Genomic DNA, 12679 nt, shown 5'->3' with positions numbered 1-12679 from the left:
TCGTGCGGAAGGGCCCCGCACCGGACGAATCCGGTGCGGGGCCCTTCCGTGTGCGCGGGGTGCGTCAGACGGTGGTGACGACCTGGTCGTACTCCAGGCGCGGGGAGCGCGGGAACCAGGCGTCCTCGCCCGGCTTGCCGATGTTGACGACGGCCAGCACCGAGTGGTCGCCCTCGCCGAAGAACTCCTTGTTGATGCCCTCGGCGTCGAAGCCGGTCATCGGGCCGGCGGCCAGGCCGGCGGCGCGGACGCCGATGATGAAGTAGGCGGCCTGCAGGGCGCCGTTCAGCGCGGCCGAGCCCTCACGGACGGCGCGGTCCGAGAAGAAGACGTCCTTGGCCTGCGGGAAGTGCGGGAACTGGGTCGGCAGCTCCTCGTGGAACTCGTTGTCCGCGGCCAGGATGGCGACCAGCGGGGCGGCGGCGGTCTTGGCCTTGTTGCCGTCCGAGAGGTGCTGGACGAGGCGCTCGCGGCCCTCGGTCGAGCGGACCAGGACGACGCGCAGCGGCTGCTGGTTGAAGGCGGTCGGGCCGTACTTCACGAGGTCGTAGATCGCCTGGACCTGCTCCTCGGAGACGGGCTCGTCGGTGAAGGTGTTCGCGGTGCGGGCCTCGCGGAACAGCAGGTCCTGAGCGGCGGCGTCGAGTACCAGGGCGTCGGTGGTCATGCTTCTGCACCTCAAGCTGGAGGGGGTTCGTCGGTGTGACCGGCCGCGGCCGATCGCTTCCTCCAACATAGGTGAAGATTCAACGATTCCCCAAGCCGTTGTGACGCCCGTCACATCCGGCCGGAATCCTCGCCCTCCTCGGCCGCCAGCGCGGCGTCCAGCCGGGCCCGGGCGCCGTCCAGCCACCGCTGGCACACCTTCGCCAACTGCTCGCCACGCTCCCACAGGGCGAGGGACTCCTCAAGGGAGATTCCGCCGTTCTCCAGCTGCCGGACGACGTCCAGCAGCGCGTCCCGGGCGTGCTCGTAGCCCAGCGCGTCGTCCGCGCTCGGCGCCGCCGGGGCGGCCTGCTCCTGCTGCTGCTCTGCCATGCCCGAAAGCCTAGGGGCTGGAGCCGACAACCCGGGGGCCCGCCGCCGGGTGCCGGGTCTCCACCGGTTCTTGAGCGGTTCTCCAGTGATCCCTTAGCAATCCTCCGGTGATCCTCTAGCGATCCTCGACCGTCACGCCGAAGCCGCCGCCCGACACCCGGGCGTGCAGCCCCTCCCCGGCCTCGACCTGCGACGGGTCCGTCACCACCGTGCCGTCCGCCCGCTGCAGCACCGCGTAGCCGCGCTCCAGGGTGGCCGCCGGGGACAGCGCCACCACCCGGGCCAGGGTGTGCCCGAGGTCGCTCTGCGCGTGGTCCAGCCGATGCCTCAGGGTGCGCCGGGCCCGCTCCAGCAGGGCCTCGACCTCCTGCCCGCGCCCGTCCAGCATCCGGTGCGGCGCGGCCAGCGCCGGGCGGCTGCGCACGCCGTCCAGCCCGTGCTGCTCCCGCTCGACCCGCGCCAGCACGTGCCGGCGGGCGCGGTCGCGCAGCTGGCGGACCTTGGCCAGCTCCTCGCCGACGTCCGGGACCACCCGTTTGGCGGCATCGGTCGGCGTGGAGGCGCGCAGGTCGGCGACGAAGTCCAGCAGCGGCTGGTCCGGCTCGTGCCCGATCGCACTGACCACCGGCGTACGGGCGGCCGCGACCAGGCGCACCAGCGACTCGTCCGAGAACGGCAGCAGGTCCTCCACGCTGCCGCCGCCCCGGGCCACGACGATCACGTCCACCTCGGGGTGCTCGTCCAGCTCCCGGACGGCCTCGCTCACCCGCTCCACCGCGCTGACGCCCTGCACGGGCACGTTGCGCACCTCGAAGCGCACCGCCGGCCAGCGCCGCCGGGCGTTCTCCAGGACGTCCCGCTCGGCCGCCGAACCGCGCCCGGTGACCAGCCCGACGCACTGCGGCAGGAACGGCAGCGGCTTCTTGCGCTCCGCCGCGAACAGCCCCTCCGAGGCCAGCTTGCGCTTCAACTGCTCCAGCCTGGCCAGCAGTTCACCCAGGCCCACCGGCCGGATCTCCGAGGCCCGCAACGACAGCTGCCCACGCGCCGCGTACCACTCCGGCTTGGCGTGCACGACGACCCGCGCGCCCTCCTGCACCACGTCCGCGACCTGGTCGAAGACCGAGCGGAAGCAGGTGACGGTGAGCGAGACGTCCGCCTGCGGGTCACGCAGGGTCAGGAACACCACGCCCGCCCCCGGCCGGCGGCTGAGCTGGGTGATCTGACCCTCCACCCACACCGCGCCGAGCTTGTCGATCCAGCCGCCGATCAGCGCGGAGACCTTGCCGACCGGGAGCGGCGCTTCGGGGGAGCTGGAGTTGGCCATGCGTACGAGGCTAGCGGCGCTCGCCGACACCGGGCCGACAGGAGCGTCAGCGTTGCCCGCCGACACCGGGAAGAGGAGCGTCAGCGTTGCCCGCCGACAGGCACGCCTCCCTGGACGCCGAGCACCACCAGCCCCGCCGCCAGCCAGATCAGGCCCACGAGCTGCGCCGTCGTCGACGCCTCGTAGACCACGGCCGCGATCACCACGATCCCCAGGAGCGGCACGACCAGGTGCGCCAGCCACCGCCGGGAGCCGTGCCGCAGGGCGTACCAGCCGACCACGGAGGCGTGCAGCAGCGCGAAGGCCGTCAGCGCGCCCACGTTCACCACCGAGGTCAGCTGGTCGAGCCCGTCGTCCCGGCTGGCCGCCCAGACCGCCGCCGCCATGGTGATCACCGCGGCCGCGAGCAGCGCCCGGCGCGGCACCGCGCTCGACGGGTCCACCGAGCCGAGGGCCCGCGGCAGCCGCCCGTCCCGGCCCATCGCGAAGACCAGCCGCCCGGCCGCCGCTTGCCCGGCCAGCGCCGCGAAGGCCGCGCCGATCGCCTTGCCGGCCGCGACCAGTACGTGCAGCCAGTGCCCGACACCGCTCTCGACGGTGTCGTAGAAGGCCGAGCCCTGCGCGGCCGGGTCGGCGGCCAGCTGCTGCGGGGAGGCCGGCTCCAGCAGCGCCGCCAGGTACGTCTGGGCGACGAACAGCACCCCGGCCAGCGCCAGGCACCACAGCACCGCCCGCGCCACCGCCGCCGAGGCGCCGACCGCCTCCTCGACGAAGGTCGCGATGGCGTCGAAGCCCAGGTAGGAGAGCACGGCCACGGACACCGCCGAGACCACCGCCATCAGCGAGAAGTCCCCGACCGCCGTGAACGGGGTGTCCCAGCCGCGCCGGGCGCCGTCCTGGACGAGCACCACCACGGCCGCCGCCACGAACACCGCCAGCACCGCGATCTCCATCGCGAGCACCGCGAAGCCGACCGCCGCAGCCGTGCGCACCCCGACCAGGTTGAGCGCGGTGGTCACCACCACCGCCAGCGCCGTCCACACCCAGCGCGAGACACCGGGCACCAGCGAGTGCAGGGCGATCCCCGAGAAGAGGTAGGCGACGGCGGGGATGAGCAGGTAGTCGAGCATCGCCATCCACCCGGCGATGAACCCGGGTCCCTCGCCCAGCCCGGCCCGGGCGTAGGCGAACACCGAGCCGGTCTGCGGCACCGCGCGCACCATCTGGGCGTACGAGAAGGCGGTGAAGCCCATGGCCACCGTCGCCGCCAGGTACACCGAGGCGACGGCGCCGTGGCTCTTGGCGTCCAGGACGCCGAAGACGCCGACCGGGGCCATCGGGGCGATGAACAGCAGCCCGTAGACCATCAGGTCGCGTACGCCCAGGCTGCGGCGCAGCCCGCCCGGCTGTTCCGGCTCGATCACAGTGCTCATAGGCACCAGATTCGATCACCTGTGACCGTTTCCGCCCGGAAAGCTCCGCCAAGCGATGTCGGGTGGCAGCCTCCGGCCGTACGGGCGGGTGCGCACCGCCGCCGCCCGTACGATGGAGCCATGTCCAACACCGCGCAGCGCCGTGTCCTGCTCGCCGCCCCCCGGGGCTACTGCGCGGGCGTCGACCGCGCCGTGATCGCCGTGGAGAAGGCCCTGGAGCAGTACGGGGCGCCCATCTACGTCCGTAAGCAGATCGTCCACAACAAGTACGTGGTGCAGACCCTGGAGAAGAAGGGCGCGATCTTCGTCGACGAGACGGAGGAGGTGCCCGAGGGCTCGATCGTGGTGTTCTCCGCGCACGGCGTCGCGCCGTCCGTCCACGACGAGGCCGAGGCCGGCAAGCTCGCCACCATCGACGCCACCTGCCCCCTGGTCACCAAGGTGCACAAGGAGGCCGTCCGCTTCGCCGACGAGGGCTACGACATCCTGCTGGTGGGCCACGAGGGCCACGAGGAGGTCATCGGCACCATGGGCGAGGCCCCGGACCGCATCCACCTGGTGGACGGCGCCGAGGACGTGGCGAAGGTGAAGGTCCGGGACGAGTCCAAGGTCGTCTGGCTCTCCCAGACCACCCTGTCGGTGGACGAGACCATGGCCACCGTCGGCGAGCTCAAGCAGCGCTTCCCCGCGCTGGTCAGCCCGCCCAGCGACGACATCTGCTACGCCACCCAGAACCGCCAGGTCGCCGTCAAGCAGCTGGCCGAGGAGACCGACCTACTGATCGTGGTCGGCTCCAGGAACTCCTCCAACTCCGTGCGCCTGGTCGAGGTCGGCCTGGAGTACGGCGCCAAGGCGGCCCATCTGGTGGACTTCGCCGACGAGATCCAGGAGGAGTGGCTGGAGGGCGTCACCACCGTCGGCCTGACCAGCGGCGCCTCGGTGCCGGAGATCCTCGTCGAGGGCGTGCTGGAGTTCCTGGCCGCGCGCGGCTACGACACCGTCGAGACGGTCAAGACCGCCGAGGAGCACCTGATCTTCTCGCTGCCCAAGGAGCTGCGCCGCGACCTGCGCGCCGAGGCGGCGGGCAAGCTCTGACCTTCGCGACCTTCGCGACCTTCGTGACCTTCGCATGGACGGCCCGGCTCCCCGCTCCCGGGGGCCGGGCCTTCTGCTGTGCGGGCGCTTTCGTCCTCTCGTAGGTTTGGTGCACAGGCTGTGGACAGGCGGTCCACACCCGGACGGCGGAGGGCGGACGCGATGACGGCGGTATTCGGTGTGGACATCGGCGGGTCGGGCATCAAGGGGGCCCCGGTCGACCTCGCCCGGGGCGCCCTCACCCAGGAGCGCCACAAGGTGCTCACCCCGCAGCCGTCCGCCCCCGAAGCCGTGGTCGAGGCCGTCCGCGAGGTCGTGCGCCACTTCGACCACCAGGGCCCGGTCGGCCTCACCTTCCCCGGCGTGGTCGTCGACGGCCGCACGAGGACGGCGGCCAACGTCGACAAGGGCTGGATCGGCCTGGACGCGGCGGGCCTGTTCCGCGAGGCCCTCGACCTGCCCGCCGTCGTCCTCAACGACGCGGACGCCGCCGGGATCGCCGAGACCGCGCACGGCGCCGGGCGCGGCGAGCGGGGCGTCGTCCTGGTGCTCACCTTCGGTACGGGCATCGGCAGCGCGCTCTTCGTGGACGGTGTGCTGGTGCCCAACACCGAGCTGGGCCACCTCGAACTGCGCGGCAAGGACGCCGAGCGCCGGGCCTCCTCGGCCGCCAAGGAGCGGCACGACCTGAACTGGGAGCAGTGGGCCGAGCGGGTCGACGAGTACCTGGACCTGGTGGAGGGGCTGTTCTCGCCGCAGCTGATCGTGATCGGCGGCGGGGTGAGCCGCAAGCACGAGAGGTTCCTGCCGCTGCTGCGCGAGCGCGAGGCGCGGGTGGTGCCGGCCGAGCTGCGCAACGACGCGGGCATCGTCGGGGCCGCCATGGCGGCGGCCCGGGCGGCGTGAGCTGTCCCCTCGGTACTCGGCAGGCTCGGGTGCTCAGCGGGAGCGGTGGATGCGGCGCTGGGCGATGAAGCGGGCCAGCACGATCAGCGCCGCCAGCCCCGTGCCGGAGAACAGCCAGCCGGCCCGCAGCGCCAGCCCCGTCGCCAGCGCCACCACCTGGGCGGTGACGCCCGGGGACTTGACCGGCGCGAGCGCCAGCATGGCGACGGCGAAGGCGATCGGCCCGCTGATCGGCGCGGCCAGCAGGTCGGCGTAGCGGACGCGGACGGCCAGCTGGAAGCAGACCACCAGGTACCCGAGGCCGAACAGCCAGCCCAGGCCGCCGAACAGCAGCCGGTCCACGCCCGCCACGGCGAGCGTGGCCAGCACGGCGACCACGCCGGTGCCGATCGCCGTCAGCCGGGTCGGGCGGCCGGTGCGCCGCCGCCCGTACAGCGGGGCGTCGCCGCGCCGCAGCGGCAGGCGCAGCCGCAGCCGGGGTACGGACGGGCGGGCGGCGGGCTGGCCGGCCACCGGGCGCAGCCGGGAGGGGCGGGCGGCGGGGGCTCCGTCGGTCTCGGGAGCCCGGCCGGGCCCGGGCACGGCGGCACCGGCCGCGCGGTTCGGCGGCCGGCGTCTTGGCCCTGGCGTCTGGGTACGGATGCTCTGCTCCACTCGCCCAACGTACGGTCCGATCATCGCCACACTGTGTAATGGACCGTTCAGGTCTTGTCCCGTGTCTCCGGATGGCGTAGTCCTATGATCGTCGATTGATCATCGGGCGGGTAGCCGACTCGCTCGGCCGATCCGACGCAGCACGATCATCTGACGATGTGCCACGGGGGCCCGCCATGACCGACGAGTTCAGCTTCGTCCGACTCGACCACGTCCAGCTGGACATCCCGGCCGGCGCCGAGGACGAGTGCCGCGCGTTCTGGAACGGCGTCCTCGGCATGGACGAACTGCCCAAGCCCCCGGTGCTCGCGGCCCGCGGCGGCTGCTGGTTCCGCGGCGGCGGCGTCGAGGTGCACCTCGGCGTCACCCCGGACTTCCGCCCCGCCCGCAAGGGCCACCCCGGCATCCTGGTGCACTCCCTCGACGCCCTCGCCGAGCGGCTCGCCGCGCACGGCCACGAGGTGGTCTGGGACGACAACCTGCCCGGTCACCGGCGCTTCTACGCCGACGACACGGTGGGCAACCGCCTGGAGTTCCTGGAGCCGGAGGCGGCGCCCACCGAGGCGTGAGCCCGGCGCGGGGCTGCCCGTAGACTTGGGGGTCGGCCCCGCAAAGGGCCGGCCCAACTCCTCCAAGCCCCGGGACTGCGCTTCATGTCGCTCACGATCGGAATCGTCGGCCTGCCGAACGTCGGCAAGTCGACCCTGTTCAACGCCCTGACCAAGAACGACGTGCTGGCGGCCAACTACCCGTTCGCCACCATCGAGCCCAACGTCGGCGTCGTCGGCGTCCCGGACGAGCGGCTGGCCAAGCTCGCCGAGATCTTCGGCTCGCAGCGCATCCTCCCGGCCACCGTCGACTTCGTCGACATCGCCGGCATCGTGCGCGGCGCCAGCGAGGGCGAGGGCCTGGGCAACAAGTTCCTCGCCAACATCCGCGAGTCGGACGCCATCTGCCAGGTCGTGCGGGCCTTCACCGACCCCGACGTGGTGCACGTGGACGGCAAGGTGTCGCCCAAGGACGACATCGAGACCATCCACACCGAGCTGATCCTCGCCGACCTCCAGACCATCGAGAAGGTCCTGCCCCGGCTCCAGAAGGAGGCGCGCCTCAAGAAGGAGACCGCCGCCGTCCTGGCCGCCGCCGAGGCCGCGCAGGCCGTCCTGGAGACCGGCAAGACCCTCTTCGAGGCCGGCTTCGACACCACCCCGATCCGCGAGCTGCACCTCCTCACCGCCAAGCCCTTCCTCTACGTCTTCAACGTGGACGAGGACGAGCTGTCCGACGAGGACTTCAAGAACGCCCAGCGCGAGCTGGTCGCCCCGGCCGAGGCCATCTTCCTCAACGCCAAGATCGAGTCCGAGCTGATCGAGCTCGACGACGCCGAGGCCCTGGAACTCCTCCAGTCCATGGGCCAGGACGAGCCCGGCCTCGCCACCCTCGCCCGCGTCGGCTTCGACACCCTCGGCCTGCAGACCTACCTCACCGCCGGCCCCAAGGAAACCCGCGCCTGGACCATCAAGAAGGGCGCCACCGCCCCCGAGGCCGCCGGTGTCATCCACACCGACTTCCAGAAGGGCTTCATCAAGGCCGAGGTCATCGCCTTCACCGACCTCGTCGAAACCGGCTCCACCGCCGAGGCCCGCGCCAAGGGCAAGGCCCGCATCGAGGGCAAGGAATACATCATGCAGGACGGCGACGTCGTGGAGTTCCGCTTCAACGTGTGATCAAGTAGCTACTGCGTGTCACTTGATGTGGCAAGTGCGCAGGTCGGAGAGGGTCGGGCTCATGGAGTCCGACCCTCTCCTCATTTCCGTGCTGACTTGGTGCTGACTCGCGGGAGTCGGTATCGGCCGTCGATCCACCCGGAAGCCCCGCTTGAGTGGTACGTTATTCGGTACCACTCGCCGAAGGGGGTTCGCGCCATGTCCATCACCGCGAGCGAGGCCCGCAGGGATCTCTTCCCGTTGATCAAGAAGGTCAACGAGGACCATGACGCCATCGAGATCGTGTCCAAGCACGGAAATGCCGTGCTGGTCTCCGCCGAGGATTACGCCTCCTTGCGCGAGGGCTCCTATCTCTTGCGTTCGCCGGCGAACGCGCGTCGCCTGCTGAAGGCGTACGACAATGCGCTGAACGGCATAGGGCTCTCCGAGCGCACGCTCATCGACCCCGACTCGGCTGATGCCGGGCGGGGTGTCGAGTGAGGCTCTTCTTCGAAGAGCAGGGCTGGGAGGACTACACGTCCTGGCTCAAGAACGATCGCAAGATGCTCGCGAGGATCAACAAGCTCATCGAGGACGTCCTGCGCGATCCATTCACCGGGATCGGCAAGCCCGAGCCGCTGAAATACCATCTGCCAGGGGCCTGGTCGCGGCGGATCGATGACGAGCATCGCCTCCTCTATCTGGTCACCGACCGCGAAATCATCGTCCTGGCGGCCCGCTACCACTACTGATCCTCGGTCGTGCCGCTCGGCCCGCCGATCGGCAGGCCGAGCGGCACCTCCCGTTTCGGTGTCCCGTCGGCTCAGGCGAAGGTGATCTTCACTCCGGGTCCGCCGGCTCCCGTACGGTTCCTCCGCCGTTCTCCAACTCGTCTATGGAGGCCAGCAGGCGGCGGGCGTTCGCGGGGCTGCGCAGAAGGTAGGCGGTCTCCTTGAGGGACTGGTGGTCCTCCCGCGAGACGAGGACCACCGGCTCGTGTCCGGCGCGGGTGATCACGATCCCCTCACGGTCGTCGGTGACCGCGTTGAGCACCTCGGCCTAGCGTGCGCGGGACTCCGAGTAGGTCATCGTCTTCATGGCTCGACTCCTCCGCCCGCTCAGGGGTGGATGGTGAGGGTGAGGGTGCCGTCGGGGTTGGGGGTGACGGTGACGGTGGTGAGGTCGGGGGTGAGGGCGGTGGGGTGGTGGGCGGCGGCGCGGGGGCCGATGCCGAGGGTGGGGATGCCGGCGGCGTGGGCGGCGGCGAGGCCGGCGGCGGAGTCTTCGAGGGCGAGGCAGTCGGCGGGGGCGAAGCCGAGGGCGGCGGCGCCCTTGAGGAAGCCTTCGGGGTCGGGCTTGCTGGCGCCGACGGATTCGGCGGTGATCAGGACGGGCGGGAGGGGCAGGCCCGCGGCGGCCATGCGGACCTTGGCGAGGGGCAAGTCGGCGGAGGTGACGAGGGCGTGGGGGAGGCCGGCGAGGGAGGCGAGGAAGGCGTCGGCGCCGGGGATCTGGACGACGCCCTCGGTGTCGGCGCGCTCCTCGGCGAGTATCTGCGCGTTCTCGGCGAGGTTGAGCTCGGCGGGGCGGTCGGGGAGGAGGGCGGCCATGGTGGCGTGGCCCTGGCGGCCGTGGGCCACGGCGAGGACGGCGGCCGGGTCGAGGCCGTGCTTCACGGCCCAGCGGGTGAAGCAGCGTTCGACGACGGCGTCGGAGTTGACCAGGGTGCCGTCCATGTCGAGGAGGAGGGCGCGGGTGGTGAGCCGGATCGGGGCGGGGGTGGGCATCGGGCGGCTCCTGGGGAGGCAGAAAAGCGAGCTCTTTGTTTCGAGATGATACAAAAACTCAGTGGAGCAGGTGGGCGTTGACCGCCCTCGCCTCCTCGGCCAGCTCCGGCAGCTCCACCACCTCGGCCCCGGCCGCCTCCAGCAGGGCCGTCCCCTGGCAGTCGGTGACGAACAGGTCCGGCTCGCGCCAGGCGACGACCACCCGCGGCACCCCCGCCGCGATCAGCAGCCGGGCGCAGGGCGCCGGCCGGGAGGCGCGCTGTCCGCAGGGCTCCAGGCTGCTGTAGACCGTCGCCCCGCGCAGTCGCGGGTCACCCGCCGGGAGCTTGGCCAGGGCCGCCTCCTCGGCGTGGTCGTGGGGGTCGGTCTCCCGGCTGAAGCCCTCGGCCAGCACCTCGCCGTCCGCGCCGACGATCACCGCGCCGACCGAGAAGGCCGTCATGGAGGGCGGGCACAGACGGGAGAGCTCGACCGCCCGGCGCAGGTGGTCGAGGTCGGTGGCGGGGCTGGTCACGGGGCGGGCTCCTTGGGGGCGTACCTGAGCAGGACGACATCGCCCACCGTACGTGCCTCCAGCAGGCGCATCCTTCGCCCCGGGCCGCCGGGGAACGCGGCCGGGCGGACGAACCTCGGCGCCTCGGCCTGGCCGACGAGCAGGGGGGCGACGGCCAGTTGCAGTTCGTCCGCCAGGCCCTGGGCCAGGAACTGGGTGTGCACCCCGCCGCCGCCCTCGACCATCAGCCGGCGCACCCCGCGCGCGCCCAGGTCGTCCAGCACCGCGCCGAGGTCCACCGCCGTGCCGAGGGCGACCACCTCCGCCAGCCCGTCCAGCCGGGGGCGCAGCACGGCTGCCCCGGCGTCGGTGGTGTAGGCGAGCCTGGCGCCGCCGGTGTGCCAGAACCGTAGGTCGGCGTCGAGGGCGCCGCTCGCGCTGAGCGTCACCTTGAGCGGGTACTCGGGGCGCCCGGCGGCGATCCGGTCGGCGCGCCTGGCGGGGGAGTTGACCAGCAGGCGCGGGTTGTCGGCGCGCAGGGTGTTGCCGCCGACCAGGATCGCGTCGGCCGCCGCGCGCTCCTCGTCGACCCGGTCGAAGTCGGCGGCGTTGGAGAGCAGCAGCCGCTCGGGGGAGGCGTCGTCGAGGTGCCCGTCGAGCGACATCGCGGCGCTCAGCAGGACGAAGGGGCGCTGGCCGGGCATCGGCGGACCGTTCTCTCGGGAGGCGGGACGGTCTCCACGGTACGGCGGCACGGGGGCGCGGTAGCGTCGGGTGACCGGAATGTGGGACGAATCTTCTCGAAATGTGGATCGTCGGCTAGCGTCGGAGCCGATCGCAGAAGAGGCTCGACGAGACACCCGCAGGGGGACTTCCATGACCGGTCAGCAGCCCGCCGCCGTCTACACCCACGGCCACCAGGAGGCCGTGCTGCGCTCGCACCGCTCCCGTACGGCCGCCGACTCGGCGGCGTACCTGCTGCCCGAACTGCGGCCCGGGCAGGCGCTGTTGGACATCGGCTGCGGCCCCGGCACGATCACCGCCGACCTGGCCGAGCTGGTCGGACCGCAAGGGCGGGTCGTCGCGGTGGACACCTCCGCCGAGGTGCTGGCGCAGGCGGCCGAGTACGTGGCCGGGCGTGGCCTGTCCAACGTCGAGTTCGCCTGTGCGGATGTGCACCGACTGCCGTACCGGGACGGGGAGTTCGACGTCGTCCACGCCCACCAGACGCTGCAGCACGTGACCGACCCGGTGGGCGCGCTGCGCGAGATGCGCCGGGTGACGGCGCCCGGCGGGGTGGTCGCGGCCCGGGACGTCGACTACGCGACGATGACCTGGTACCCCGAAACCCCCTCGCTGGAGCGGTGGTTGGAGCTGTACCGGCAGGTTGCCCGGGGCAACGGCGGCGAGCCGGACGCCGGACGGCGGCTGCTGGCCTGGGCCCGGGAGGCGGGCTTCACCGAGGTCGAGGCGAGTGCCACCACCTGGACCTTCGCGACGCCCGACCGGCGCGCGTGGTGGGCCGCGATGTGGGCGGACCGGACGACCGGCACGGCGTTCGGACGGACGGCGGTCGAGCGGGGCCTCGCGGAGGGAGAGGAACTGGAGCGGATCGCGGACGGCTGGCGGGAGTGGGCGGCGGCCGGGGACGGCTGGTTCTCGATGCTGCACGGCGAGGTCCTGGCGCGGGGGTGAACGGTGGGGGTGAACAGCGAGGTGAACGGCGGAGGTGAACGGCGGAGGTGAACGGCGGAGGTGAACGGCGGGGGTGAACGGCGGGGGTGGACGAGGGGTCCGGGGCGGGGCCGGGGGTTGTGGCGCGGCGAATGGTCGGGATGATCCGGTAGAGTCGCGCGTCCGCTCGTACCGGGTCGGTTCGGGTCCGTCCGATCCGCCGCCGCCGGGGAGTCGAGCCGACGAGTCGAACCACCGGAGCTGAGGTCCGCCGCGGCGGGCCGGGGGAGTCCTACGTGTCGAAGTCCGAGCTGCCCGGCCCGGAGCCGGAGTCGCCCGCCGCTCAGGCCGCCAAGGCCGCGCCGCAGCGGGACCCGCGCATCGACCTCCTGAGGGCCGACGCCGAGGCGCCCGCGCCCGCACCGGCGGAGGCGCCCGCCCCTGTCGCGGAGGAGGCCCCGGCGCCTCCCGCCCCGGCGCCTCCCGCCCAGGAACCCGAGGCGCCCGCCCCCGCCGCCGAGCCGGCCAACCCGTGGGCTCCGCCGCAGGCCACCCCTGCCCCCGCC

At 72.6% G+C, this 12679-nt stretch carries 14 protein-coding genes and 2 pseudogenes; 8 read left to right on the top strand and 8 right to left on the bottom strand.

The window, feature by feature from the left end; all coding sequences use genetic code 11:
- Nucleotides 1-64: 64 nt before the first annotated feature.
- The 4 genes from IH61_RS0132460 to IH61_RS0132445 form a co-directional block, all read right to left on the bottom strand.
- Complete coding sequence (locus IH61_RS0132460; RefSeq protein WP_031076484.1) at nucleotides 65-667, bottom strand: malonic semialdehyde reductase; 603 nt, start codon at nucleotides 665-667, stop codon at nucleotides 65-67.
- A 110-nt stretch (nucleotides 668-777) separates the two neighbouring features.
- Nucleotides 778-1038 carry an exodeoxyribonuclease VII small subunit gene (locus IH61_RS41875; RefSeq protein WP_031076483.1) on the bottom strand — a complete coding sequence of 87 codons (261 nt, stop codon included), beginning with the start codon at nucleotides 1036-1038 and terminating at the stop codon, nucleotides 778-780.
- Nucleotides 1039-1153: 115 nt separating this feature from the next.
- Nucleotides 1154-2365, bottom strand: a complete 1212-nt coding sequence (gene xseA / locus IH61_RS0132450; protein WP_031076482.1) for an exodeoxyribonuclease VII large subunit — start codon at nucleotides 2363-2365, stop codon at nucleotides 1154-1156.
- Nucleotides 2366-2445: 80 nt separating this feature from the next.
- Nucleotides 2446-3798, bottom strand: coding sequence for an APC family permease (locus tag IH61_RS0132445; RefSeq protein WP_031076481.1), 1353 nt, complete (start codon nucleotides 3796-3798; stop codon nucleotides 2446-2448).
- Between the two features lie 120 nt (nucleotides 3799-3918).
- Between IH61_RS0132445 and IH61_RS0132440 the strand changes: the two genes are divergently transcribed.
- A complete protein-coding gene (locus IH61_RS0132440) occupies nucleotides 3919-4893 on the top strand; it encodes a 4-hydroxy-3-methylbut-2-enyl diphosphate reductase (protein WP_031076479.1) in 975 nt (324 codons plus the stop codon).
- 162 nt (nucleotides 4894-5055) lie between these two features.
- Nucleotides 5056-5799 (top strand): polyphosphate--glucose phosphotransferase, encoded by a 744-nt coding sequence (ppgK, locus tag IH61_RS0132435; protein ID WP_031076476.1) that lies wholly within the window; start codon nucleotides 5056-5058, stop codon nucleotides 5797-5799.
- A gap of 33 nt (nucleotides 5800-5832) precedes the next feature.
- On the opposite strand, the gene IH61_RS0132430 is transcribed toward ppgK, so the two are convergent.
- The gene (locus tag IH61_RS0132430) at nucleotides 5833-6381 is read right to left on the bottom strand and encodes a DUF6542 domain-containing protein (protein ID WP_051838464.1); all 549 of its coding nucleotides are present in this window, start codon (nucleotides 6379-6381) and stop codon (nucleotides 5833-5835) included.
- A gap of 248 nt (nucleotides 6382-6629) precedes the next feature.
- Here IH61_RS0132430 and IH61_RS0132425 point away from each other — a divergent pair, with 248 nt between their 5' ends.
- The 4 genes from IH61_RS0132425 (at nucleotide 6630) to IH61_RS0132410 (ending at nucleotide 8911) form a co-directional block, all read left to right on the top strand.
- Nucleotides 6630-7022, top strand: coding sequence for a VOC family protein (locus IH61_RS0132425; protein WP_031076465.1), 393 nt, complete (start codon nucleotides 6630-6632; stop codon nucleotides 7020-7022).
- An 84-nt stretch (nucleotides 7023-7106) separates the two neighbouring features.
- Complete coding sequence (gene ychF / locus IH61_RS0132420) at nucleotides 7107-8180, top strand: redox-regulated ATPase YchF (RefSeq protein ID WP_031076464.1); 1074 nt, start codon at nucleotides 7107-7109, stop codon at nucleotides 8178-8180.
- A 198-nt stretch (nucleotides 8181-8378) separates the two neighbouring features.
- Nucleotides 8379-8660 (top strand): type II toxin-antitoxin system Phd/YefM family antitoxin, encoded by a 282-nt coding sequence (locus tag IH61_RS0132415; RefSeq protein ID WP_031076460.1) that lies wholly within the window; start codon nucleotides 8379-8381, stop codon nucleotides 8658-8660.
- Nucleotides 8657-8911: a Txe/YoeB family addiction module toxin gene (locus IH61_RS0132410; protein WP_031076458.1), complete on the top strand. Its 255-nt coding sequence runs from the start codon at nucleotides 8657-8659 to the stop codon at nucleotides 8909-8911. The genes IH61_RS0132415 and IH61_RS0132410 overlap by 4 nt, the downstream gene beginning before the upstream one ends.
- Before the next feature lie 88 nt (nucleotides 8912-8999).
- Here IH61_RS0132410 and IH61_RS41870 read toward each other — a convergent pair whose 3' ends face one another.
- The 3 genes and pseudogenes from IH61_RS41870 to IH61_RS49155 all read right to left on the bottom strand — a co-directional run bounded on the left by IH61_RS41870 (nucleotide 9000) and on the right by IH61_RS49155 (nucleotide 11143).
- Nucleotides 9000-9212, bottom strand: coding sequence for a type II toxin-antitoxin system Phd/YefM family antitoxin (locus IH61_RS41870; protein WP_234327425.1), 213 nt, complete (start codon nucleotides 9210-9212; stop codon nucleotides 9000-9002).
- A gap of 65 nt (nucleotides 9213-9277) precedes the next feature.
- On the bottom strand, nucleotides 9278-9946 hold the full coding sequence (locus IH61_RS0132400; RefSeq protein ID WP_031076456.1) for an HAD-IA family hydrolase: 669 nt from the start codon (nucleotides 9944-9946) through the stop codon (nucleotides 9278-9280).
- A gap of 58 nt (nucleotides 9947-10004) precedes the next feature.
- Nucleotides 10005-11143, bottom strand: a pseudogene (locus IH61_RS49155) (dihydrofolate reductase family protein).
- Between the two features lie 130 nt (nucleotides 11144-11273).
- Between IH61_RS49155 and IH61_RS0132385 the strand changes: the two are divergent.
- Nucleotides 11274-12134 (top strand): methyltransferase domain-containing protein, encoded by an 861-nt coding sequence (locus IH61_RS0132385; protein ID WP_420714016.1) that lies wholly within the window; start codon nucleotides 11274-11276, stop codon nucleotides 12132-12134.
- Between the two features lie 275 nt (nucleotides 12135-12409).
- Nucleotides 12410-12679, top strand: a pseudogene (locus IH61_RS0132380) (hypothetical protein); the annotation flags it as partial.

Source organism: Streptomyces sp. NRRL WC-3742, from assembly GCF_000720635.1.
Lineage (GTDB): Bacteria > Actinomycetota > Actinomycetes > Streptomycetales > Streptomycetaceae > Kitasatospora.
The sequence above is the reverse complement of the archived record's forward strand: the minus strand, read 5'-3'. Positions and strand labels throughout refer to the sequence as shown.

What these genes read in the sequence shown, in the direction of transcription:
- IH61_RS0132460 (WP_031076484.1), bottom strand. Translation starts at nt 667, where the DNA reads ATGACCACCGACGCCCTGGTACTCGACGCCGCCGCTCAGGACCTGCTG.
- ychF (WP_031076464.1), top strand. Translation starts at nt 7,107, where the DNA reads ATGTCGCTCACGATCGGAATCGTCGGCCTGCCGAACGTCGGCAAGTCG.
- IH61_RS0132425 (WP_031076465.1), top strand. Translation starts at nt 6,630, where the DNA reads ATGACCGACGAGTTCAGCTTCGTCCGACTCGACCACGTCCAGCTGGAC.
- ppgK (WP_031076476.1), top strand. Translation starts at nt 5,056, where the DNA reads ATGACGGCGGTATTCGGTGTGGACATCGGCGGGTCGGGCATCAAGGGG.
- xseA (WP_031076482.1), bottom strand. Translation starts at nt 2,365, where the DNA reads ATGGCCAACTCCAGCTCCCCCGAAGCGCCGCTCCCGGTCGGCAAGGTC.
- IH61_RS0132400 (WP_031076456.1), bottom strand. Translation starts at nt 9,946, where the DNA reads ATGCCCACCCCCGCCCCGATCCGGCTCACCACCCGCGCCCTCCTCCTC.
- IH61_RS0132415 (WP_031076460.1), top strand. Translation starts at nt 8,379, where the DNA reads ATGTCCATCACCGCGAGCGAGGCCCGCAGGGATCTCTTCCCGTTGATC.
- IH61_RS0132440 (WP_031076479.1), top strand. Translation starts at nt 3,919, where the DNA reads ATGTCCAACACCGCGCAGCGCCGTGTCCTGCTCGCCGCCCCCCGGGGC.
- IH61_RS41875 (WP_031076483.1), bottom strand. Translation starts at nt 1,038, where the DNA reads ATGGCAGAGCAGCAGCAGGAGCAGGCCGCCCCGGCGGCGCCGAGCGCG.
- IH61_RS0132445 (WP_031076481.1), bottom strand. Translation starts at nt 3,798, where the DNA reads ATGAGCACTGTGATCGAGCCGGAACAGCCGGGCGGGCTGCGCCGCAGC.